The organism is Mycobacterium sp. Root135 (assembly GCF_001426545.1).
Lineage (GTDB): Bacteria > Actinomycetota > Actinomycetes > Mycobacteriales > Mycobacteriaceae > Mycobacterium.
In genome coordinates this window covers 396,377-419,101 of the sequence record NZ_LMEZ01000007.1, presented here as the reverse complement: position 1 = coordinate 419,101, position 22,725 = coordinate 396,377, and the positions used below count along the sequence as shown (strand labels likewise).

Here is a 22,725-nt window from a genome sequence, read left to right as displayed (position 1 = left end):
CTACGTCTGGCAGACCGGGCACCAGAACGAGATGCGCTCGGTGCCGGTGACCTGAGCACGGTCGGATTCGATGGTCGTCCCGCAGCGGCGGCATGGTCGCCCGACTCGGCCGTACACCCACAGGTCGCTGCCCGCCCTGGTGTTGCCGGTGGTGGTGCGGTTGACGCGGGAGCGGTTGAGCCACAGCATGTCCCGGGCGCGCTGGACGATCCGCAGCGGATCCTTCACTGCGCTCACCGGTGAACTCGGCAGGCGTCCCGATACGAAGCACAGCTCGTTGGCGTAGACGTTGCCGACGCCGGCCATCACCCGTTGGTCCAGCAGTGTCTCGGCCAGTGGGCGGGCCGGATCCGCCGTCAGGTTGGCCGCGGCGACCCGTGGCTCCCAGTCGTCGCCAAGCAAGTCGGGGCCCAAGTGTGCGACGGAGTCCATGTCCAGATCGCGCCGCAAGATCTCCAACACCCCGAGGTCGACGCCGGCGGCGCGAGAGTCGGCCGTTTCCAGGATGATCCGCACCTTGTGCTGGGGGATGCGGCGGATCTGACCGTCGACCAGCCACGCGCCGTCCATCTTCAGGTGCGAGTGGATGCTTGCGTCCCCCACGCGGATGAAGAGGTGCTTGCCGCGGCTGAGCACCTCGTCGACCACCTGGCCGGTGAGATCCACGGTGGCGAACTTCGGCACCCGCACGTCACACCGCGTCAGCATCTTGCCGGCCAGGGCGGTCCGCAGCTTGTCCGCGGCGCGGAAGACCGTGTCACCTTCTGGCATGGGGTGAACCTACCCGTACCGCCGTTTGTTACACCCTCGTGTCGGGTGTGAGCTCCGGATAACCGAAACGTATTCCTGCGATGACCATTCGGAAACGTGCGGCTCCTCTAATTGGGTCAAGCCGAAATCACCTGGCCCGCCGGCAGCGTCGCCGAGTTCGAAGAACCCGCATCCCGAGAATCCTGGAGTCAGCCATGTCGTTTGACGATTCGATCGCCGAGAAGATCAAGACCTCGCTCGCCGAAATCCCGCACCCGTCGCTGCCCAAGGGGTCCAACATCTACGGCGGCACCAAGATCTTCCCCGACTACCAGGCCGAAGAGGGCGAGAGCTACTTCACGCTGGTGCACGGCATCGCCCACGAATCGTCGGTCAGCTTCGTCGCGGTGCTGCAGGCCACCAGGGCGCTGCGCAAGGGCTTCGACTCCGCTCTCTACTTCTACGGGCCCGGATCGATCAACTGCCTGGCCACCCGCGGCTTCCCGAAGACTGGCGACTCGGGCTTCCCCGGCGAGCAGAACATCAACGACTCGCTGGCGACATTCATCGCCGAGGGTGGCACGGTGTTCTGCTGCCGTTTCGGTCTCGCGCTGCACGGCGGACGCGAAGAAGACCTGATCGAGGGCGTCATCCCCGCCCACCCGCTCGACGTGCAGGACGCGCTCATCTACTACGCGCGCAAGGGCGCGATCGTCAACTCCACCTACATGGTCTAGGCGGATCGAGATGACCAAGCTTGCGGCGGTCGCGGCGAACTTCACCCGCGACCTCGAACAGAACTACGCCTTGATCGACTCCCTGGCTCGGGAGGCCAGGGACGCGGGCGTCGACTTCATGGTGTTGCCGGAGGCTGCGATTGGTGGATACCTCTCGTCGTTGGGCAACCACGGCGACACGGTGAAGACGACGACCCGGTCGCTGCCGCCGGCCATTCGCATCGACGGGCCCGAGATCGCCAGGGTGCGGCAGATCGTCGGTGATCTGGTTGTCGCCATCGGTTTCTGCGAACTGGACGCCGACGGCGAAACCCGTTACAACGCAGCGGCGGTGCTCGACGGCAGCCAGGTGTACGGCACCTATCGCAAGGTGCACCAGCCACTCGGTGAGGGCATGTCCTATTCGGCGGGCTCCGACTACGACGTGTTCGACACGCCCGTCGGTCGGGTGGGGCTGCAGATCTGCTACGACAAGGCCTTTCCCGAGGCCGCCCGCATCATGGCGCTCAAGGGCGCCCAGATCATCGCCAGCCTGTCGGCGTGGCCGGCGGCTCGGACGGCGACCGCGGAGAACCTGCAGGACGACCGGTGGACGTACCGGTTCAACCTGTTCGACGCGGCCCGGGCGCTGGACAACCAGGTGTTCTGGATCGCCTCCAACCAGAGTGGCACGTTTGGTTCGCTGCGTTATGTCGGCAACGCCAAGGTTGTCGACCCCGGCGGAAACGTGCTAGCCACAACGCTTCTCGGCAGCGGGATGGCGGTCGCGGACGTTGACGTCGACGGCACGTTCCGCGCCATGCGCGCGGGCATGTTCCATCTGCGCGACCGCAGGCCCGACGTCTACGGACCGGTGGTCGCGGAGGGTGCAGCCCAGTGGCAGGGACTCGCGCATGCCTGAGATGACCTTCGACGTGCGGTGGCCCGACGGCCGGGTGCAGCGCTGCTACTCGCCGAGCCTGGTGATGCACGACTATTTGACCTCCGGCTCGGACTACACCGTGGCGGACTTCGTCGACCGATCCGCCACCGCGTTGCAGGAGGCCAGCGAACGCGTGCGGGCCAAGTTCGGCTTCGCGTGCACCTCGGCCGCCGCGACGACGGAGCAAATCAGCTCCGCCGCAACGCAATACCCCGGTGACGCCACGATCCGCGTCGTCGCCATGCACCCAGGTCTGGAGAAGACGTCATGACCGCCGAACACGTGTCCGTCGCAGTCATCGGTGGCGGTCAGGCCGGCCTGTCGGTGAGTTGGTACCTGCTGCAGGAGGGCGTCGACCACGTCGTGCTGGAGGCCAAGACCCCGGTGCACGCCTGGGCCGACACCCGCTGGGACAACTTCACCCTGGTGACGCCCAACTGGCACTGCAAGCTCCCGGGCTACGCCTACGACGGGCCCGACCCCGACGGCTTCATGACCCGCGACGAGGTCGTCCGGTGGTTGGACGGCTGGTTGCAGACCTTCGAGCCGCCGCTGCGCACCCACACCCGCGTCACGACGTTGCGTCGCCGTGCCGCAGGCGGTTTCGAGCTGACGCTGGCCACCGAGGCAGGCCAGGAGACGTTGACGTGTGACCACGCGGTGGTGGCCACCGGTGGCTATCCCATCCCCGTGCTTCCCGCGTTCGCGGCGTCGCTTGACAGCTCGATCACCCAGATCCACTCGGAGCAGTACCGCAACGCCGATCAGCTGCCCGATGGCGCGGTGCTGGTCGTCGGCACCGGACAGTCCGGTGCTCAGATCGCCGAGGACCTTCACCTGGAGGGCAGGCAGGTGCACCTCGCGGTCGGCAGCGCACCGCGGGTGGCCCGGTTCTACCGCGGCCGGGACTGCATGACCTGGCTCGCCGACATGGGGCTCTACGACAAGCCCGCGCCCGAGTATCCCGGCGGCAAGGCGGCCATCGAGAAGACCAACCACTACGTCACCGGTCGCGACGGCGGGCGCGACATCGACCTGCGTCGGTTCGCCGCCGAGGGCATGCGGCTCTACGGCACCCTCGGTCACGGCAGGGACGCCCGGCTGACCTTCGAGCCGTCGCTGCAGCATGCGCTCGACAGGGCCGACGCGACCTACAACTCGATCTGCGCCGACATCGACGCGTTCATCGAACGGGAAGGGATCACGGCGCCGCCGGCCACCCGGTATACCCCGGTGTGGGGACCCGAGGCGGAGGTCACCGAACTCGACCTGGCTGCCGCGGGCGTCACCAGCATCGTCTGGGCGATCGGCTACCGGCCCGACTACCGGTGGATCGAGGCCAGCGCCTTCGACGGCGGAGGGCGGCCGATGCAGAACCGGGGCGTCACGGAGGTCGAGGGCCTGTCCTTCGTCGGACTGCCGTGGATGCACACGTGGGGTTCCGGTCGGTTCCTCGGCGTCGACCGCGACGCCAAACACATTGCGACGACGGTCGTCGACGATCTCCGACGCCAGTCCGCGACAAGCGCCCACCGCCGCCTCGCCGTGGCCCGCTGAGAACGAGGGAAGTCATGTCCGTCTCCACCCGCGTCGACCTCACCCTGCTTGGCATTCGGGGCCGCCCGCCCGTCAGCCGGACCGCGGGCGCCGGCCCCAGTGCCGACGGCCACCTGATGATCGACGGCCACGCGGCCGCGATCCCGCTGAATCCCAACAGCCCCTTCGTGTTCGACGGCAGTCGCGTCCTGCTCGACGGGGAGGACTCGGGCCTGGAGGTTGACGTGATCGACCGTCCCGCGTTCTACGATCTGCAGACCGCCGACGGCATCTCGTATGACAAGATCGCCCGGCTGCACGGCCGAAACGTGCTGGCCACCACAGTCGTCCAGACGTGCATCCGCTACGGAGTCGACGACCGGTGCCGGTTCTGCTCGATCGAGGAGTCGCTGCGCTCGGGCGCCACGACCGCGGTGAAGCGACCGCACGAGCTGGCCGAGGTGGCCGAGGCGGCGGTGCGTTTGGACGGCGTCCGCCAGATGGTGATGACGACGGGCACGTCGGCGGGCACCGACCGCGGTGCCAGGCATCTGGCCCGGTGCGTTCGGGCGGTGAAGGCTGCGGTGTCGGACCTGCCCATCCAGGTTCAGTGCGAGCCGCCTGCGGACCTGACGGTGCTGACCGAGCTGCGTGACGCCGGCGCGGACGCGATCGGCATCCACGTCGAATCCTTGGACGACGAGGTGCGGCGCCGGTGGATGCCGGGCAAGGCGACGGTTCCGCTGGCCCAGTACCGGGAGGCGTGGCGCGAGGCCGTCCGTGTCTTCGGCCGCAACCAGGTGTCGACGTATCTCATCGTCGGGCTCGGTGAGGATCCCGACGAATTAATTTCCGGCGCAGCAGAACTCGTCGGGATGGGTGTCTACCCCTTCGTGGTGCCGTTCCGTCCGCACCCCGGCACGCTTGCCGTCGACGTCGACCGGGTCGGGGCGCCCGACGCGGCGACCGTCGAGAAGGTGTCCCGGGAGGTCGCCAACGTGCTCCGGCTGGCGGGAATGGCCGGGGCCGACCAGAAGGCGGGCTGCGCCGCCTGCGGGGCGTGCGGCGTGCTGCAGAGCGTCGGCGGGTGAGGGCAGTGGAGACGCTGTCGATTCTCGCCGGTACCCGCACCCACGCCGGTCCCGCGGCGGGCTTCCTCATCCGCCGGGCGGACGACGGCGCCGACCTGGCGGCCTACCGGAGGCTGCGTCACGACGCCTTCGTCGTCGACCAGCACCTCTTCGCCGGGAGCGACGCCGACGACGTCGACGACGATCCGCGCACGGTGGTCCTGGTGGCGGTCGCCCAGGACGGAACGGTGGTTGGCGGCGTGCGGCTGGCCCCGCGGTGCGAGCCCGACCTCGGCTGGTGGACCGGCAGCAGGCTCGTCACCAGCGCGGCCGCCCGGTCGTCGGGAGTCGGTCCGGCCCTGGTTCGCGCGGCGTGCGCCCACGCCGAGTCGGCGGGCGTGCTGCGGTTCGACGCCACCGTGCAGCGGCGGTACGCGGCGATGTTCGGCACGCTCGGCTGGGAGGACCACGGCGACTGTCTGGTGGCCGGCCAACCGCACGCGCTGATGCGGTGGCCGCTGCACCGGATGCAGCGTCTCGCCGACGCCACCAAGTCGTTTCTCGGGGACGCCCTGGCTCCGTTGCGCGCGGTGCCAGGCGGTCTCGGTCCCGACGGTTTCGTCGGGGACGACGGCGTGCCGCTGCCCGGCAGCGATCTGGTGGCCGCGTGTGATGCAATCATCCCGTCCATGGTGGAACGCGATCCGGAGTGGGCGGGGTGGTGTTCGGTGCTTGTCAACGTCAACGACCTGACCGCGATGGGCGCTGCGCCGACAGGGTTGCTCGACGCCGTCGGGGCGCCCACCCGGTCGTTGTTGACCCGCATCGTTCGCGGCATCGCGAAGGCCTCGCAGGCCTGGCGGGTGCCCGTGCTCGGCGGTCACACCCAGCTCGGGGTGCCCGCGTCGCTGGCGGTGACGGCCTTCGGCAGGACGTCGAGTCCGATTCGCGCAGGCGGCGGTTCCGTTGGTGACACGGTGCGTCTGACGGCTGATCTGGCGGGCGATTGGCGCCCGGGTCATCATGGTAGGCAATGGGATTCGAGTAGCACCCGCAGCGCCGACGACCTCGCCGAGTTGTCAACGCTGGTCGCGCGGATGGCGCCGCGGGCAGCGAAGGACGTCAGCATGGCCGGTGTGGTCGGCACGATGGGAATGCTGGCCGAGGCCAGTGGGACGGGCGCCGAACTGGACGTGGCCCGCATTCCCCGGCCCGCCGCCGACATGGGTGCGTGGCTCACGTGCTTCCCCGGGTACGCCATGCTCACCGCGGACCGGGCAGGAGCGTCGACGCCTCGGGTGCCGACCGGCGTGGTCACCGGAGCGTGTGGTGAGCTGACCGCTCGGCGTGGGGTTCGGCTGAGGTGGCCCGACGGCGTCACCACGACCGCGGTGGCGGCGGACGTCACCGGGCTGGGAAGGGCCTGACTTGGGACTCGTGACGATCGGTGCCGTCGCGGCGCACTTCGGCCGCGACGTGGACCGTGGCGTCAGCAAGGTGGTCGGCATCGTCGACGCGGCCTCGCGTGACGGCGTGGAGTTGTTGGTGTTCCCCGACGCGTGTCTGGGCGGGTACATCGGCGATCTTCGGGCGCCCGATCTGAACGACCAGCCCCCCGCGTTGGACCCCGACGGGCCGGAAATCGCGGCGGTGATCGCGGCGGCGGGTCAGATGACGGTTTGTGTCGGGTATGCCGAGCAGGCGCTTGGCGGACGCTACAACGCGGCGATCTGCGTCTCGGGTGACGGGGTGCTGGGCCACCACCGCAAGGTGCACCAGCCGGCGGGGGAGTCGTTGGCCTACTTGGCGGGTGACTCGTTCGCGGCGTTCGACACCCCGGTCGGCCGGTTGGGGATGCTGATCGACTACGACAAGACGTTTCCCGAGTCCGCGCGTGCCTTGGCGCTCGACGGCGCCCACGTCATCGCCGCGCTGTCGGCGTGGCCGGCAAGCGTCACCGACCGGGCGTCCCGCTTGCCCGCGGACCGGCAGGCGCGGTTGTTCGACCTCTACGACTGTGCCCGCGCTGCGGAGAATCAGGTCGTGGTCGTCTCGTCGAACCAGACGGGCGTGATGGGGGCGCTGCGCTTCCTCGGCCAGGCGAAGGTCGTCGGCCCTGGTGGCGACGTGCTGGCCAACACGGGTTCCAAGGGCGGGCTGGCCAAAGTCACCGTCGATGTCGAGGCCGAGATCACCCGTGCCCGAAAGGTGTTGAACCACATCGCCGAACGTCGGATCGACGCCTATGGTCTCGGCGCTGGGAGCTGACGGTGCGCGTCGCGTTGCTCACGTATTCCACGAAGCCCCGTGGCGGCGTCGTGCACACGCTCAACCTTGCCGAAGCGCTTGCGGAGGCGGGCATGGACGTCACGGTGTGGTCGCTCGCCCGCCACGGCGACCGCGGCTTCTTCCGCGCCGTCGACCCGCGGGTGCGGGTGCGGTTGGTGGACTTCCCCGACGAGGGCGAGGAATCGGTCATGGCGCGCATCGTGCGGTCGATCGCGTTGCTGCGCGAGGCGTTCACGCCGGAGGCCTACGACGTCGTACACGCGCAGGACTGCATCAGCGCCAACGCGGTGGGGACCTGCATCCGGACCATCCACCACCTCGACCAGTTCACCACGCCCGTCTTGGCGGAGTGCCACGAGAAGGCCGTCGTCGAACCGTACGCGCGCATCTGCGTCTCAGACGCGGTGGCCGCAGAGGTGCGGGCCGGATGGGGATTGTCGCCGGCGGTGATTCCGAACGGCGTTGCGGCGCAACGGTTCGCCGACGCTGCCGCCGACACCCCGGTCGCCGAGGCGCGGCGCTCGGAGTGGCGGCGCCGGCTCGGGCGTTACGTCCTGGCGGTCGGCGGCATCGAGCCACGCAAGGGCACCCTCGACCTGGTGCAGGCGTATCACGTTCTGCGGCAACGAGAGCCCGACGTCGGACTGGTGATCGCCGGTGGGGAGACGCTCTTCGACTACCGCGACTACCGGGCCGAGTTCGAGCGCTTATGCGCCGAGCTAGGGGTCGAGCCGCTCATCCTCGGCGCGGTCGAGGACGACGACCTGCCGAGCCTGGTCGCCGCGTCGTCGGTGTTCGCCTTCCCGTCGACCAAGGAGGGGTTCGGGTTGGCCGCGATGGAGGCGCTCGCCGCGAGTCGTCCGGTCGTCACCCGTGATCTGCCGGTGCTGCGCGAGGTCTTCGGGGACACCGTCCGTTACGGCGCGACGCCGACCCAGCTGGCTGATCTGATGGCCGAGGCCATCGAGTCCGGCGCGGATCCGGGGCCGGGACGCACGCTGGCGGCGTCGTTGACGTGGGCGGCCGCGGCGAGCCGTCACGTCGAGTTTTACGCCGCTCACCCCATGCCGGTTTAGCCGAGGTCGGTCAGTTTCAGCGAAAGATCCCACAGCCGTTCGGCATTCGCAGGGTCGAGGGCGTACGGCGCGACACCACCGCGGCCGGGGCCGGTACGTCGGTCGACCACCGAGGCTTCGTTGCAGTCCTCGAAGTACCGACCGCCGATGCCGTCGAGCAGCGGGGACGCTGCCAACAACGTCGACGTCGCGGCTCCCTGTTCGACGGTCTTGAAGTCGGTGCCCGCGGCGCGGAACGCGGTCAGCGCTTCCTTGGCGTAGTCGGCCGGGAGGTGGCGTTGCAGCGGGGTGGCGATGCCGCCCGGCATCAACGCGTTGGCGAGGATTCCGTCGGCCCTCCAGCGTCTGGTGGCCTCGACCGCGAAGAGCACGTTGGCCGTCTTCGACTGCCCGTACGCGCCAAAGGGGTCGTAGTCGCGGAACGCGAAGTCGACGTCGTCGAACACGACCGGTGAGCGCAGGTGACCCGACGAACTCACCGAGACGACGCGAGCCCCACCGGCCGCAGCCAGCGCGTCGTGCAAGCCAACGGCGAGCGCGAAGTGTCCGAGGTGGTTGGTGGCGAACTGCATCTCGTGGCCGCTCGCCGACATGGTCAGCTCCTGAATCGCCATCACCCCGGCGTTGTTGACCAGGATGTGCAACGGGCCGCTCCATGCCGCGACGAGGGCTTTCACGCTGTCCAGGTCGCTCAGGTCCAGGGCCGCCACGTCGACGGTGCCGCCGATGTCCGCTGCCACGCGGTGACCCGCGGCGACGTCGCGGACGGCCAGCGTCACCTCGGCGCCGGCGGTCGCGAGGGCACGCGCAGTTTCGACGCCGATGCCAGACGCGCCACCGGTGACGATCGCGCGCCGCCCCGTGAGGTCGACGCCTGCGATCACCTCGGCCGCGGTCGAGTCGAATCCGAACGGGGTGCGCAGTGGTGTCTCGGTCACGACCGTCGTCAACCCGGTTCGGCCCAGCGATGTTCCCGCCGGGCGGGATTCGGTGCGTCAGGCGGGAATCGGCGCTATTGGCGCCGCGGTCTTCTGTTGGCGGTGTTGACGTTCCACGACCGCGAAGTAGAAGGCGTACGCGAACGCGCAACTGGTGAAGAGGCTGGCGACGAAGAACAGCCACGGCCGGCGGATTCCGCGTCGATGTCCGTCGACGATCGTGAACAGCGGCAGCAGTACGACGTTGATGATCGTGTAGTCCTGGCTGGCCGAGGCCGCCGCGGGGTTGACGTAGCCGAGGGCGATGAATTGCTGCCAGCTGCCCGGGCCCCAGAAGGGGTTGCCGCCGGGGACGGCGTACTGGGCGACGAATTGGTGGTTGAAGTAGTAGCCGAGCGCGATCGACGCGACGCCGATGAGGTAGAACGCGATCTCCAGCGTCGAGAAGGCGGGTCCGTCCGTGGGGCGGGAGAAGACACGCGGGTTGGCGCGGACGATCCACAGGATGACGAGGACGCCGAGGATGCCGTGAACGATCAGCGAGACCATGTCCCGAGTATGAAACTCATCCGCCGAAGTTTTGACACTTTTGCCATTTCGTCGATCAGCGGCGCTTGAGCCCGTCGACCATCAACCCGAGCGTGAAGTCGAACCTGTCGTGGCCTTCGCCGGCGGTCAGCTCGGCCGCGTACCGGGTGGTGTTGGGGAACGTCGCGGCGGGCAGGGCGGCGAAGCGTCGGAGCAGCTCGCCGCGGTCGAGCACCCATTCGCTGTTGTCGTCGGCTGACCGCTGCCGCGCGATGGACGTCTCCAGGCAATAGGAGGCCACGTACAGGAATAGCGCGTCGACGGCCCACGCGGCGGCTTGGGGCTCGATGCCGCCGGCCAGCAGGATGGCCAGCATTCCTTCGTTGACGCGCACGATTTCGAGGTCGGTGGGCGCCATGGCCAGCGCGGCGCGGGAGATGCCCGGGTACTTGAGGTACTGGTCGCGCATCTGCGTGCACACGCTGCGAATCTGCTCCCGCCACGCGTCGGGGTCGGGCTCGGGTAGGTCGAGCTTGGCGCACAACCGGCCCATCAGCAGCTCGTCGAGATCGGCCTTGTTGACCACGTGGGCGTAGAGCGACGCGGGTCCGGTGTCGAGTTCATCCGCCAGTCGGCGCATCGTGAGCGCCTCATATCCCTCTGCGGCAACGACTTTCAGGGCGGTGTCGACGACGTGCTCAGGGGTGAGCGGGGTCTTGCGGCGACGCGGTCGCGCGACGTCGGATGCCCCGGGGCCTGGCGGCTGATGGCGCGCCGCGCGCCGCTGCTTCGGGTTCACTCGCCCAGCTTAACTTGACACGAACACCGTTCGTTACTAGAACAGTGTTCGTGAACATGACATCGGAGCGTGAATGCGACGCGACCGTCGTCGGAGCCGGTCCCGTCGGCCTGCTGCTCGCCGCGGAGCTGGCCCTCGCCGGAGCCGACGTCCACGTGCTGGAGCGGCTGACCGAGCCGGATCAGGCGATGAAGGCACAGTCGATCAACGTTCCGACGGCGGAAGCGCTGGACCGCCGCGGCCTGCTACCCGCCGGCACGTCGGGCCAGCGGTTCACCGGACACTTCGCCGGGATGGTCCTCGACCCCGACCTCGTCGACTGGTCCGATCCCGACTTCGTCGCGCACACCGCCGCCGACCGCTGCCGCATGATCGCGCAACCCACCCTGGAGGCGCTGCTCGCCGAGCACGTCGCCCGACTCGGCGTGCCGGTGCAGCGCGGCGTCGAGGTCACTGCGCTGGAAGACACCGGTGACGGCGTGCGCGTAGGTACGTCGGCGGGCCAGATGCGCACTGGGTGGTTGGTGGGCTGCGACGGCGGGCACAGCGCCGTTCGTCGTCTCGCCGGATTCGAATTCCCCGGCACCGAACCCGAATTCGTCGGATACCAAGCGATCGTCGACGTCGCCGATCTCGAGAAGCTCGCGGACGGTTGGGTGTGGTCTGCGCACGGGGTGTATCGCTACGGTCCACAGCCGGGCCGGGTGGTCACCCTCGAGTTTGGTTCTGCCGGTGCGCAGTTCGCGCGTGCCGACCGCTCTGCGCCGGTCACCCTGGATGACGTGCAAGCCAGCCTGCGCCGGACCTCCGGCACCGACGTCACGGTGACGGCGTTGCGCACGATGCCGACCCGCTGGACCGACAACACCCGCCAGGCCGAGGACTACCGATCGGGCCGCGTGCTGCTCGCCGGCGACGCCGCCCACGTGCACCCTCCGTTCGGCGGCCAGGGTCTCAACCTGGGGATCGGCGACGCGATGAATCTCGGCTGGAAGCTGGGCGCCGTGGTGGCGGGGCGGACGTCCGAGGCGCTCCTGGACACCTACGATGCCGAGCGTCGGCCCGTCGGCGCCTGGGTGCTGGATTGGACGCGGGCACAGACCGGCCTGATGCGGGGCGACGCCAAGTCGGCTGCCCTGCGCGGGATCGTCGGCGACTTGCTGGGAACCTCGGCGGGCACGACCTACGCGGCCAAGAAGATCTCGGGGGTGACGCAGCGCGTCGACCTCTCCGGCGACCACCCGCCGGTCGGGGCGTTGGTGCCCGATCTCTGGTTGCGCGACGGCTCCCGTCTGGTCGACCACGGCCACGGCGGCGGCTTCCTGTTGCTCGACCGCACGCGAGACGGCGCGTTCACGCGCCTCGCCGCGCGGTGGGACGCCGACGTCACGACCGTCGCGGACGACGACGGGACGCCCACCGGCGTCCTGGTCCGCCCCGACGGCGTGGTCGCCTGGGCGACTGACACCTCCGACGGCGCGGGACTGGACGACGCCCTGCGGCGATGGGCGGGCGTTCGATGACCGCCACGACCACGCTGCCGCTGCGGCGCGCGGTGCCGGTGCTCGCCGTGGTGTTGATCGCCGACCTGATGGACCTGCTGGACACGACGATCGCCAACCTCGCGGGCCCCTCCATCCGCGCGGACCTCGGAGGTGACGAGACCACGCTGCAATGGGTGCTCGCGGCCTACACCACCACCCTGGCGATCGGGCTGGTGACCTCTGGCCGCCTCGGAGACATCCTCGGCCGACGGCGACTGTTCCTCCTCGGGATGACCGGTTTCACCGTTGCCTCGCTGGCCTGCGGGCTCGCGCCGGGGGTGGGATCGCTGATCGCGGCCCGCGCAGTGCAGGGCCTCGCCGGGTCGGTCATGATTCCGCAGGGTTTCGCGCTGGTGAAAGTGGTGTTCCCACCGGATCGGTTGCGCGCGGCGCTGATACCCTTCGGGCCGATCATGGGCCTGGGGACCGTGGCCGGGCCGATCCTGGCCGGCTGGCTGCTGCACCTGGACCTGTTCGGCAGCCAGTGGCGGGCCATCTTCCTGGTCAACGTGCCAATCGGCATCCTGGCCGTGATCCTGGGCTGGTTCCTGCTGCCGAAGCACGCCGGTGAGGACCCCGAGCTGCGCGTGGACCTCGGCGGGGTGGCACTGCTCACCGTCGCCTCGCTCCTGCTGATCGTGCCCCTGGTCGAGGGCCGCCAGTTCGGTTGGCCCGCATGGTCGTTCGTCATGATCGGCGCGGCGATGGTGGCGACGGCGCTGTTCGCCAGGTGGGAACGCCGCAGCACGCATCCGGTCCTGCCGCCGTCGCTCTTCGCCCGACGCAGCTTCGTGGTCGGACTGGTGATCACCGGAGCCTTCTTCGCCTCCTTCACCGGCTTTCAGCTCGCCGTCAACCTGCTGTTCCAGCTCGGCATGGGCTGGAGTCCGTTGAACACCGGATTCGCCCTCATCCCATGGGCGTTGGGCACCGCGGTGGCCATCGGCCTCAGCGGCGCCGTCCTCGCCGAGAAGTTCGGGCGCAGCTCGATGCAGGTGGGCCTGGGAGTCGCTGCGGCGGGCCTGCTGGGCCTGTGGTGGATCCTCGACCACGCCGGCGGGCAGTTCACCGCGTGGACGCTCGCCCCCGCGCTGTTCGTCATCGGGTTCGGGTCGGGCCTCGTGTTCGTCCCCAGTTTCGACTACATCCTCGGCGACGCGACAGTCGAAGAGGCCGGTGCGGGCTCTGGAATGCTCAACGCGGTCCAGCAGTTCGCCAACGCCATCGGCTTCGCCGCCCTCGGCACCGTCTTCTTCGCCCGTGCCAACGCCGGCGGCGTAGCGGGGATCTTCTCGGCGGCCGAGCTCGTCATCCTCGTCGCCGCGGCCCTGTACGTCGTGACGCTGATGTTGGTGGGGTTGCTGCCCAAGCACATTGGGGTGTCGACGGTCGCCGTTTCAGCGCAGTCGTAGCCCTCGCGGGGTGCGGGAGAAGCCGCTGCCGGTCAACGCGTCCTGGACCGCGACGTGCTCAGCGCCCGCACCGGTCTCCAGCACCGGAACGCCGTTGATGCGCTCGACGAGAAGCGACTGAAGCCGCCCGGCACCCACCAGTTCCACCAGTGCGGTCGCCGCGGCGGCATGCGCCTCCGCATCCGGTGAGAAGGCCAGCAGCGACCGGCCGCCCCGCTCGAGGAACCAGGTCAACTCCCCGTCGACGAGCACGACCAGCGCGCCCGCCTTGCGCCCGGGTCGGTGGCCGGTGTCCGCCTCGGTGGGCCACGGCAGCGCGGCTCCGTACGGGTTGGCGGGGTCGGCGGCCGCCAGCACCACCGCGTGATAATCGCGACGCTGGCGGTCCAGGTCGTCGAGGTAGGTGCGCAGTCGGTCGACAGTGGAAGCCACCGCGAACTGAGCGCCACCAAGGGATTCCACGAAGTAGCCGCGCTGGCACCGCCCCACGTCCTCGAGGGCGGTGAGCACCTTGTACAACATGGCGAACCCGCCGGGTGTCCCCTCCGACGCGCCCTTGGTCAGCACGCCGTACCGGTTGAGGAGGAGCTCGGCGGTGAAGTGTGCCCGGATGGTCGAGTCGGGCTCGGGGTGCGGCAACGCCGACCAGCGGCCGGCGACGGTCGCGTCGGTGGTGCGGGTCTGGGCGTGGGCGACGCTGTAGCGGCTCAACCGCGGCGGACGCTGGCGCTGCCGATGGGTGCCGCCCCGTTTTCCCGATCCCGCGAGCAGGGCGCGCACGGGGGCAAACGTGTCACCGGTGACCCGGCCCGCCCAGATCAGTTCCCAGAGTGCGGCTTTCGTGTCGGCCTCCGAAGCGCCACCGGTGAGCTGGCGGAAGAAGTACGCACCGCCGTTGCCGAGGGTGTCGAGGACCTCGCGGTGCACGTCGGTCAGCTCGAAGTCGGCTGGAGCGCCGAGCGTCAGCGGTGCCGTGTCGGCGCTGTGAAACGCGATCCAACCGTCGCCGCTGCTGATCGAACCGGCGCCCGACCACGTCACCTCGCCTGCGGCGAGCAGCTCGTCGAGCATCGCGGGTTGGTAGTTGCGGACCCGCTGCCCGAACACCAACGGTTCGATCGCCGACGCGGGGATCGGCACCCCGGACAGCTGCTCGATCACCGACGCCAAACCGTCGATCCCCGTGCTCTTCTCGACGCCCACCTGCTGCCAGGCTGGCAGGAATCTGGCGTACGCCGCCGTGCTGACCGGTTCGACCTGCGCCCGAAGGGCAGCAAGCGACCGTCTCCGCAGGATCTTGAGAACGTCGGCGTCGCACCACTGTTCGGTGTCGACGGGAACGGAGGTGGTGAACTCGCCGCGCACCAGTCGTCGGTCCGACGACATCCGGCCGAGCACGTCGGCCGTCACCCGCAGACCCAACCCGAAGCGCTCGGCGGCGTCGGCGGTCGTGAACGGGCCGCGCGTGCGGGCGTATCGACCGAGGAGTTCACCGAGCGGATCGGTGACCGACTCGGTGAAACTGGCCGGGATGCCGACGGGCACGGCGATGCCGACGCCGTCGCGCAAGAGGCCGATGTCCTCGACGGCCACCCACCACGTCTGGCCGGCGAACGACACCGTCAACGCGCGGCGGGCCGACCGCAGGCCGTCGACCCAGCCACCGACGTCGTCGACGGTCGACCGCTCAGCCACTTCGGCTTCGGTGAGTGGTCCGAGCAGTCGCAGCAGGTCGGCCACCCCCTCCGCGTCGCGCACCCTTCGGTCCTCGGCAAGGTGCTGCAACTGGGCGACGGTCGACTCGATGACCTTCTGGTCGAGGAGTTCGCGGAGCTCGACGCGACCGAGCAGTTCGGCCAGCAGCGTGCTGTCCAGCGACAGGGCTGCCGCGCGCCGCTCGGCCAGCGGACTGTCGCCTTCGTACATGAAGGCCCCGACGTAGCCGAACAGCAGCGACGCCGCGAACGGAGACGGCGTGACGGTCTCGACCTCGAGTATGCGAATACTCCGCTGCGCAACGCGATTCATCAACTCGCGCAACGTCGGAACGTCGTACACGTCTTGTAGGCATTCCCGGACGGTCTCCAGGACGATCGGGAAGTCGGGGTACTTGCGGGCGATGTCGAGCAGCTGCGCGGCGCGCTGGCGCTGATGCCACAGCGGCGACCGCTTGCCGGGGTGGCGCCGCGGCAACAGCAGCGCGCGGGCGGCACATTCCCGGAACCGCGACGCGAAGAGCGCGGAGCCGCCCACCTCGTCGGTGACGATCGGGTCGATCTCGTCGGCGTCGAAGACGAACAGTTCGGCACCCGGCGGGGTGTCCTCGGTGTCGGGCAGGCGCACGATGATGCCGTCGTCAGACGCCGTCGGCTTCTCGTCGATGCCGTAGCGCTCTCGCAACCGTCGTGCCACCGCCAGCGCGAGCGGCCCGTGCACCCGCAACCCGTAGGGGGAGTGCAGGATCACTCGCCAGTCGCCCAATTCGTCGCGGAAGCGTTCGACGACGAACGTGGTGTCGGTGGGGACGGTGCCGGTGGCCTCCTTCTGGTCGAAGATCAGCTGCCAGAGGTTGTTCGTCGCAAAGTCGTTGAAACCCATTGTGGCGCAGCGCTCGTCGAACTTCGCCCGGTTCATGCTCGCCAGCTCGCCGGTGAACGCCCCGATCGCGGCACCCAACTCGGCGGGTCGGCCAACCCCGTCGCCGCGCCAGAACGGCAGCCGGGCGGGTTGTCCCGGTGCGGGCAGCACCAGCACGCGGTCGTGGGTGATCTCGGTGATCCGCCAGCTGGTGGCGCCCAATGAGATGACGTCGCCGGGCCGCGACTCGTAGACCATCTCCTCGTCGAGTTCGCCCACCCGGGAGGGCTTGTCGGTGTCGGCTGACGATGCCAGGTACACGGTGAACATCCCGCGGTCGGGGATGGCACCGCCGGAAGTCACCGCGAGCCGCTGGGCACCGGGTCGTGCGGTGAGGGTCCCGCCGTCGCGGTCGTAGACCAACCGGGGGCGCAATTCGGCGAACTCCGTGGAGGGGTACTTGCCGCTCAGCAGGTCCAGCGTCGCCTCGAATGCGCTGCGCGGCAACGTGGCGAACGGGGCACTGCGCCGCACCGCGTCGAACCAACGGTCGGCGTCGAGCGGCTCGAGAGCGGCGGCCGCGACGGTGTGCTGGGCGAGGATGTCGAGCGGGTTGGTCGGCACGCGCATGGTCTCGATCTGACCGGCGAGCATGCGCTGGACCGTCACCGCGCAGTCGATGAGGTCGGTGCGGTGCTTCGGAAACAGCACGCCCTGGGAGATCTCGCCGACCTGGTGACCCGCGCGGCCGATGCGCTGCAGCCCGCTGGCCACCGAGGGCGGGGACTCGACTTGGATGACGAGGTCGACGGCCCCCATGTCGATGCCGAGTTCGAGGCTGGAGGTGGCCACCACGGCCTTGAGCCGACCGGTCTTCAGATCGTCCTCGACGATCGCCCGCTGCTCCTTGCTGATGGATCCGTGATGGGCCTTGGCCAGGAGCGGCGCGGCGCCCTTCGCCACGCCGCTGCCCATCATCTGGGCGGGAAAGCCGCCGCCGACCTTCGGGTTGGGCGTCTCGACGAGCTCGGTTCCCTGGCGCTCGGCGTGTATCTCGTTGAGCCGGGCCGTGAGTCGCTCGGCGAGCCGCCGGGAGTTGGCGAACACGATCGAGGACCGATGCGATTCGATGAGGTCGACGATGCGTTCCTCGACGTCGGGCCAGATGCTGTTGTTCTCGAGGTTGGCCATGTCGGGCACCGGCACCTGAACCGACAGGTCGAAGGTCTTGGCGGCCATGGGCGCCACGATGGTGGTGGGGGCTTGGCCGGACAGAAACCGGGCCACCTCCTCGGGCGGTCGGACGGTTGCCGACAGCCCGATGCGTTGGGCGGGCTGGTCCATCAGCTGGTCGAGCCGCTCGAGCGACAGCGCGAGGTGGGCGCCGCGCTTGGTGGCCGCGACGGCGTGCACCTCGTCGACGATCACGGTGTCGACCTCGGTGAGGGTCTCCCTGGCGGCCGAGGTCAACATGAGGAAGAGGGACTCGGGCGTGGTGATGAGGATGTCGGGTGGCCGGGCGATCATCTCGCGGCGGCGATTGGGTGGGGTGTCGCCGGAGCGGACCCCGACGCTGATGCTCGGGGCGACCTCTCCTCGGCGTTCCGCGACGCGGCCGATGCCCGTCAGCGGGGTGCTGAGGTTGCGCTCGACGTCGACGGCGAGCGCCTTGAGCGGCGAGATGTAGAGCACCCGGGTGCCTGCCTTGGCGTCCCGTGGCTCACCGGAGGCCAACCGGTCGACGGCCCAGAGGAACGCCGCGAGCGTCTTGCCCGACCCGGTCGGGGCGATGACCAGCGTGTTGTCGCCGTTGGCGATGGCCTCCCAGGCCTCGGTCTGGGCAGCCGTCGGTGCCGCGAAGGTGCCGGTGAACCACTCCCGCGTCAGGTCGCTGAAGCGGGCCAGCGGTGCTGCCGGTGCAGCGGACTTGCGGGCCATCTAGCCATAGTGCCCGCACCCACCGACACGACACCCGTCGCCGTCGCGATTTCGGCGCGCTACCAGCCGCTCAGCGAACGGGAACGCGCCGAAGTCAGCCCGCGGCGAGCAACGGCTCCGGCGTCGTCGGTTCGCGCGTCGTCACGCTCCGGCAGGCCGCGATCGACAGAGCCGCGACGACGAGACACAGCAGCGAATACCAGAGGCTGCCCACCGGATCTCCCTGGGTGGTCACCCCGCCGGTGGCGCCGAAGTATGCCGGCAAGGCCGTCGCCCACAGCACCGCCATGACGACCAGATACACCGCGGCATAGCCGAGCATCAGTGGGTTGGCATAGCTCGCACCGGTCTGGCGGGTGGTGCGCCACTGGCCGACGAGTACGGGTATTGCGACCGCGCAGACTGTGACGAGTTCGAGGGCGTAGACGACACCGCCGACGTCCGTACTGCCGGTGAGCTTGCCGAGCAGCGTTGCGGGCAGCGGGAGCACCGCGGTGCCTACGGACGCCAGTACGCCGACGACGATGGTCCGCCAAAGCACCTGCACCCCGGTGAAGTTCGTCCCGGCGTCGACGTGGCGGCCCACGAACAGCTGCACGCAGAAGGCCAGCGACATCGGCCACAGTGCGGCGAACACCACGACGCTGGGGAGTGGCACCGAGTCGAAGAACGGCTGGTTCATCGGATGGTCCAAAGTCCATTCCCACCAACGCAATTGCGGTCCGATGTGGTCGAATATCTCGTAGAACGCATGATGGACGAAACCCACGCAGATTGCGCCGACCAGGACACCTCGCCTGCGGAACACCCCGAGGGTGCGGACGATCTCGTATGCAACCGTGGCCATCATCGGATAGATCGCGATGATGTAGAGGGGTAGTCGACCCCACAGGAAGTCGACGGTGAAGACGTTGTGCGCGAACATCGTGTCGACGTAGGCACCGATCCCGAATTGGGCTGGGAAATACAGCGGAGGCTCGATGATCACCAGATAGGCAATGGCGCCAAACCACAGCACCAGGTTGGTCGGGTCGCCGTGGCGGCGCCAGCGGACGACGGCGTACACCAAGGCAAGGACGGCGCCGGCGATCACCGTGATCTCGAGAAGCGGCAGGGTCCAGTTCTCCAAGTTCAGCGGGTTGCGAAACGAGACGAGACCACCCATGTCGTCACACGAAAAGCCCAACCGCGCCGTCAGACCCGCGAATGTCGGGGCGCACAGGTCAGACATCGGCCGATGCCTTCCCGGCGGTGCCGGCGGGGGCCGACTCGGCGGTGTACCACTTCGTCACGTCATAGCCCTCGTCGTATCGTGTGAACCATTCAGCGGCGAGCGCGGGTAACTTCTCGTGGCTGGGATCGTGGCCGGGAATCTGGCTGCGCACGATACCCGCCAGGGCAGTGAGCTGTTCGCGCATTCCCAGCTGCGGAAACGGGCTCTGAAACGGTCCATAGTCGGGACGGCGGCCGAAACGCTTGAGCACGGCGTTCTTTCGTCGCTCGAGGGCGAAGGTCGACACGGCGTCGACCTTGCGCACCTCCAGCGGAATGTGCCTGTTGAACCCGTCGCACGCCATCCGCACCACGTCCATGACGTGCTTGAAGATCGACGGCGCCACTCGGGCGCGGTACCACGGATCGTCGACCAAGCCGTTGTAGATGATCAGCGCCGAGCTTCGGTGTTCGACCTCTTCGACGAAGTGCCACAGGAACAATGACGCCACGCGGTCGTCACCCGGCGCGAACAACGTGTCGTCGTTGTCCAGCATCAGTTTGAAGACCGGGGTGAAGGTGGCCTCCAGATCGGCGGTGTAGGCCAGTCGGTACTTCAACGGCTTGTTGGCGACCAGATCGTCGAATGCGGCGATGACGTCGTCGAGGGTTTCCTTGAGTGCGGGGTAGGCCTTTATGAGTCCGCGAGCGTGCTGGCGGTGGGCCATCGAGTGTTGGGCTTCTTGACGCACGAAGGCATCCGCCTCCTCGGCGATCACCGGGTCGGTCAGCAGCGGCTTCGCCTCTGCCATCGTGCTGACGATCATCTTCTCGAACGCGATGGCCAGAAAGGACACGGCGTTCGCCATCGCCGAGAACGCAGGATTCGTCTCGTTCCAGAGGAAGGGGACGTCGTAGTCGGCGAACGCGAACCGCATCTTTCGTACCTGAAGGTCCGTCACGGGCGCATCCAATCGCAATCATACAAATGACTCATTGTGTGTATGTTGACATTGAGGGTGGCCTTGCGTCAACGCCATGGGCGATACCCTTTCGTCATGCCGGCGGAAAGGCGCGACTGTGGCGCGTAGACGCGGATGGGGTGGCGAGCCGCCGCGCAGTGACGAGGAGGCGGCGGCGCGAATAGTCGACGCTGCAGTGCAACTCATCTCCGAAACCGGTTCAGGAATCAGCATCGCCGACGTCGCCGCCTCGCTCGGTGTCATCCGGCAGACGGTGTATCGGTACTTCCCGACGGCCGATGCCCTGATGCGCGCCGCGGCAATGGCGTCCGTCGACGGATTCCTGGATCGGTTGGCCGAGGCCGTGAGCGGAATCGCCGACCCGGCAGAGGCGATGACGGAGGGGGTGATGTTCACCTTGCAGGAGGTGGTGCGCATCCCGCATCTGGCCATCCTCTTGTCCGAGTCGTATGCAAGTGCGCGGCCGGGCGAGGTGGCGTCCGACGAGGCGCAGGACTTCGGGATGAGGATGATCAACCGCTTCGACGTGGACTGGTCGCGATACGGCTACGACGACGCCGCCCTTGGGGAATTGGTGGAATTCACACTGCGGACCATGCTCTCGTTCTTCGTCGCGCCCAATCCGCCGGCACGGTCGCGAGAAGAGTTGCGGCGCTTCGTCAAACGCTGGCTTGGCGGCGCCATCACGGCGCAGGGCGACCACAGGTCCTAGGCGGCGCTCACGTTACGTGGCGTTCCCACGCACGGTCGCAAGCAACTCGTCGACGTCGACGAACTTCACCCTGGGCCGTGACTCCGCCTCACCCAGTTGGCGCTCGGCGGCGTCGATGGATCGCCAGCCCGACCAGGTCACCGGTTTGGCGCCGCGGTCGGCCATGGTGCGCAGCAGGTCTTGGCGGCTGCCGACCTCTCGGTCCATCAGGCCGTCGTCGAAGTCGGCGAGCAGGGACGCGACCGTCTCCTCGGCGCAGGTGCGGTTGGTGCCGATGACCCCGCGCGGCCCCCGTTTGATCCACCCGGTCACGTACACCCCGGGAACCGGCGCGCGCTCCTCGTCGACGACTCGACCGGCCACGTTCGGAATGACGCCGGCGGCCGAATCCCACGCCACGCCGTCGATTTCGGAGCCGCGGTAGCCGATTGAACGCAATACCAAACCCGTCTCGACGAGTTCGGTGTCGGTGGCCGGATCTCCGAGCACCAGACCGCCGTCCTCGCCCGAGCTGTTGTGGACGACGTGAAGACCCTCGACGCGATGTTCGCCGACGAGGTCGACGGGAGACGCCAGGAAGCGGAACACGATTCGCTTGTTGCCCGGTGTCGTCCGGCGAGCGGCGTACTCGCGGGCGATGTCGAGCTTGGTCGTGGTTTCGACGCTGTCGTCCGTCTTGGGTTCGAAGTCGTCGTCACCGTCGATCACGACGTCGACCCCGTCCAGATTCCCCAGTGCCAAGAACTCCCCGACGGAGAAGGCGGCGTGGCGCAACCCCCGTCGTCCCATGATGACCACCTCGTCGATCTGGCTGTGCCGCAACGACTCCATCGCGTGACGGGCGATGTCGGTGGAGGCGAGGTGTTCGGGGGTGGCCAGCAGGATGCGGGCGACGTCGACGGCGACGTTTCCGTTGCCGACGAGCACGGCGCGACTGCCGGTCAGGTCGAACTCGTGCCCGGCGTGATCGGGATGGCCGTTGTACCAGCCCACGAAGTCGGACGCCGCATGACTTCCCGGCAGGTCTTCGCCGGGTATTGCGAGATCACGGGTGCGGGTGGCGCCGACGGCGTAGATCACCGCGTGATGGTGGGCGAGCAGGTCGTCGTGGGTGACGTCGCGGCCGACCTCGACGTTGAAGTGGGTTCCGAAACGCGGTGAGGCGAAGGCGCGTTGGAAGACGTCGACGACTGACTTGGTGTGCTGGTGGTCGGGGGCGACGCCCGCCCGGATGAGTCCGTACGGCGTCGGCAACCGCTCGAAGAGGTCCACCTCGACGCCGTCGACTGCGATCAAGTCACTTGCGGCGTAGCACGCTGCGGGACCGGCGCCGACGATCGCGATCCGCAGTCGTCCCGCGGGCACGGGACGATGCTTGGGTGCGGGCGTCGACGTGTCCGGTTCGAGTGGGTGACGCTCGAAGTACGCGGCGTTGATGTCCTTGAACCGTGCCAACGACTCCGGGAGGTCGTCCTCGTAGTGGACTGCGCCAACCGGGCACTCGTCCATGCACGCGCCGCAATCGATGCATGCCTCGGGATCGATGTAGAGCATCTCGGTGCCGGTGAATTCTCCGGCGCCGCCGACCGGTCGGATGCAGTCCACCGGGCATACCGGAACGCAGCTGGCGTCCTTGCAGCAGTTCTGCGTGATCACGTACGCCACGTCGACGGGCCTTTCGGGAGGGTGAGAAGTTTCCGGA

19 protein-coding genes are annotated in these 22,725 nt (G+C 68.7%); 11 read left to right on the top strand and 8 right to left on the bottom strand.

Translation table 11 applies throughout. The annotated features are described in order from the left end of the window. Positions 1-771, bottom strand: coding sequence for an endonuclease VIII Nei2 (gene nei2 / locus ASD37_RS22205; RefSeq protein WP_056556560.1), 771 nt, complete (start codon positions 769-771; stop codon positions 1-3). Positions 772-965: 194 nt separating this feature from the next. Here nei2 and ASD37_RS22200 point away from each other — a divergent pair, with 194 nt between their 5' ends. From ASD37_RS22200 to ASD37_RS22165, 8 genes are read left to right on the top strand one after another with little or no spacing between them, the layout of a single operon-like run. Continuing rightward, positions 966-1,487, top strand: coding sequence for an MSMEG_0572/Sll0783 family nitrogen starvation response protein (locus ASD37_RS22200; RefSeq protein WP_056556557.1), 522 nt, complete (start codon positions 966-968; stop codon positions 1,485-1,487). A 10-nt stretch (positions 1,488-1,497) separates the two neighbouring features. Continuing rightward, positions 1,498-2,388: a carbon-nitrogen hydrolase family protein gene (locus ASD37_RS22195; protein ID WP_056556554.1), complete on the top strand. Its 891-nt coding sequence runs from the start codon at positions 1,498-1,500 to the stop codon at positions 2,386-2,388. Beyond that, positions 2,381-2,680 (top strand): MSMEG_0570 family nitrogen starvation response protein, encoded by a 300-nt coding sequence (locus tag ASD37_RS22190; RefSeq protein WP_056557510.1) that lies wholly within the window; start codon positions 2,381-2,383, stop codon positions 2,678-2,680. Before ASD37_RS22195 ends, ASD37_RS22190 begins: the two co-directional genes overlap by 8 nt. Continuing rightward, a complete protein-coding gene (locus tag ASD37_RS22185; RefSeq protein ID WP_056556551.1) occupies positions 2,677-3,966 on the top strand; it encodes an MSMEG_0569 family flavin-dependent oxidoreductase in 1,290 nt (429 codons plus the stop codon). Before ASD37_RS22190 ends, ASD37_RS22185 begins: the two co-directional genes overlap by 4 nt. A 14-nt stretch (positions 3,967-3,980) precedes the next feature. Next, positions 3,981-5,036 carry an MSMEG_0568 family radical SAM protein gene (locus ASD37_RS22180; protein ID WP_056556548.1) on the top strand — a complete coding sequence of 352 codons (1,056 nt, stop codon included), beginning with the start codon at positions 3,981-3,983 and terminating at the stop codon, positions 5,034-5,036. A 5-nt stretch (positions 5,037-5,041) separates the two neighbouring features. Then, positions 5,042-6,442 carry an MSMEG_0567/sll0787 family protein gene (locus ASD37_RS22175; protein ID WP_156721058.1) on the top strand — a complete coding sequence of 467 codons (1,401 nt, stop codon included), beginning with the start codon at positions 5,042-5,044 and terminating at the stop codon, positions 6,440-6,442. A gap of 1 nt (position 6,443) precedes the next feature. Next, the gene (locus tag ASD37_RS22170) at positions 6,444-7,283 is read left to right on the top strand and encodes a carbon-nitrogen hydrolase family protein (protein ID WP_056556541.1); all 840 of its coding nucleotides are present in this window, start codon (positions 6,444-6,446) and stop codon (positions 7,281-7,283) included. A gap of 2 nt (positions 7,284-7,285) precedes the next feature. Further along, positions 7,286-8,380 (top strand): MSMEG_0565 family glycosyltransferase, encoded by a 1,095-nt coding sequence (locus ASD37_RS22165; RefSeq protein ID WP_056556539.1) that lies wholly within the window; start codon positions 7,286-7,288, stop codon positions 8,378-8,380. Here the strand turns inward: ASD37_RS22165 and ASD37_RS22160 are convergent. The 3 genes from ASD37_RS22160 to ASD37_RS22150 are packed head-to-tail and all read right to left on the bottom strand — an operon-like array spanning position 8,377 to position 10,645. After that, the gene (locus ASD37_RS22160; protein ID WP_056556536.1) at positions 8,377-9,318 is read right to left on the bottom strand and encodes an SDR family NAD(P)-dependent oxidoreductase; all 942 of its coding nucleotides are present in this window, start codon (positions 9,316-9,318) and stop codon (positions 8,377-8,379) included. The two genes, ASD37_RS22165 and ASD37_RS22160, sit on opposite strands and share 4 nt — an antisense overlap. A 57-nt stretch (positions 9,319-9,375) precedes the next feature. Next, positions 9,376-9,867 carry a DUF2834 domain-containing protein gene (locus ASD37_RS22155; RefSeq protein ID WP_056556532.1) on the bottom strand — a complete coding sequence of 164 codons (492 nt, stop codon included), beginning with the start codon at positions 9,865-9,867 and terminating at the stop codon, positions 9,376-9,378. A 55-nt stretch (positions 9,868-9,922) separates the two neighbouring features. Beyond that, positions 9,923-10,645, bottom strand: coding sequence for a TetR/AcrR family transcriptional regulator (locus ASD37_RS22150; protein WP_056556528.1), 723 nt, complete (start codon positions 10,643-10,645; stop codon positions 9,923-9,925). A gap of 56 nt (positions 10,646-10,701) precedes the next feature. Here ASD37_RS22150 and ASD37_RS22145 point away from each other — a divergent pair, with 56 nt between their 5' ends. After that, positions 10,702-12,168, top strand: a complete 1,467-nt coding sequence (locus tag ASD37_RS22145) for an FAD-dependent monooxygenase (protein ID WP_056557508.1) — start codon at positions 10,702-10,704, stop codon at positions 12,166-12,168. Next, positions 12,165-13,601 carry an MFS transporter gene (locus ASD37_RS22140; protein ID WP_056557506.1) on the top strand — a complete coding sequence of 479 codons (1,437 nt, stop codon included), beginning with the start codon at positions 12,165-12,167 and terminating at the stop codon, positions 13,599-13,601. Before ASD37_RS22145 ends, ASD37_RS22140 begins: the two co-directional genes overlap by 4 nt. On the opposite strand, the gene ASD37_RS22135 is transcribed toward ASD37_RS22140, so the two are convergent. The 3 genes from ASD37_RS22135 to ASD37_RS22125 all read right to left on the bottom strand — a co-directional run bounded on the left by ASD37_RS22135 (position 13,587) and on the right by ASD37_RS22125 (position 20,290). Next, on the bottom strand, positions 13,587-18,116 hold the full coding sequence (locus ASD37_RS22135; RefSeq protein ID WP_056556525.1) for an ATP-dependent helicase: 4,530 nt from the start codon (positions 18,114-18,116) through the stop codon (positions 13,587-13,589). The genes ASD37_RS22140 and ASD37_RS22135 overlap by 15 nt on opposite strands. A 94-nt stretch (positions 18,117-18,210) precedes the next feature. Next, a complete protein-coding gene (locus tag ASD37_RS22130) occupies positions 18,211-19,347 on the bottom strand; it encodes a hypothetical protein (protein ID WP_056556522.1) in 1,137 nt (378 codons plus the stop codon). Further along, positions 19,340-20,290, bottom strand: coding sequence for a metal-dependent hydrolase (locus ASD37_RS22125; RefSeq protein WP_056556519.1), 951 nt, complete (start codon positions 20,288-20,290; stop codon positions 19,340-19,342). The genes ASD37_RS22130 and ASD37_RS22125 overlap by 8 nt, the downstream gene beginning before the upstream one ends. Positions 20,291-20,408: 118 nt before the next feature. Between ASD37_RS22125 and ASD37_RS22120 the strand changes: the two genes are divergently transcribed. After that, positions 20,409-21,023: a TetR/AcrR family transcriptional regulator gene (locus ASD37_RS22120; protein WP_056556516.1), complete on the top strand. Its 615-nt coding sequence runs from the start codon at positions 20,409-20,411 to the stop codon at positions 21,021-21,023. A 12-nt stretch (positions 21,024-21,035) separates the two neighbouring features. Here ASD37_RS22120 and ASD37_RS22115 read toward each other — a convergent pair whose 3' ends face one another. Continuing rightward, entirely contained in the window at positions 21,036-22,688 is a 1,653-nt protein-coding gene (locus tag ASD37_RS22115; RefSeq protein ID WP_056556513.1) for an FAD-dependent oxidoreductase, read from the bottom strand. Between the last annotated feature and the right edge of the window lie 37 nt (positions 22,689-22,725).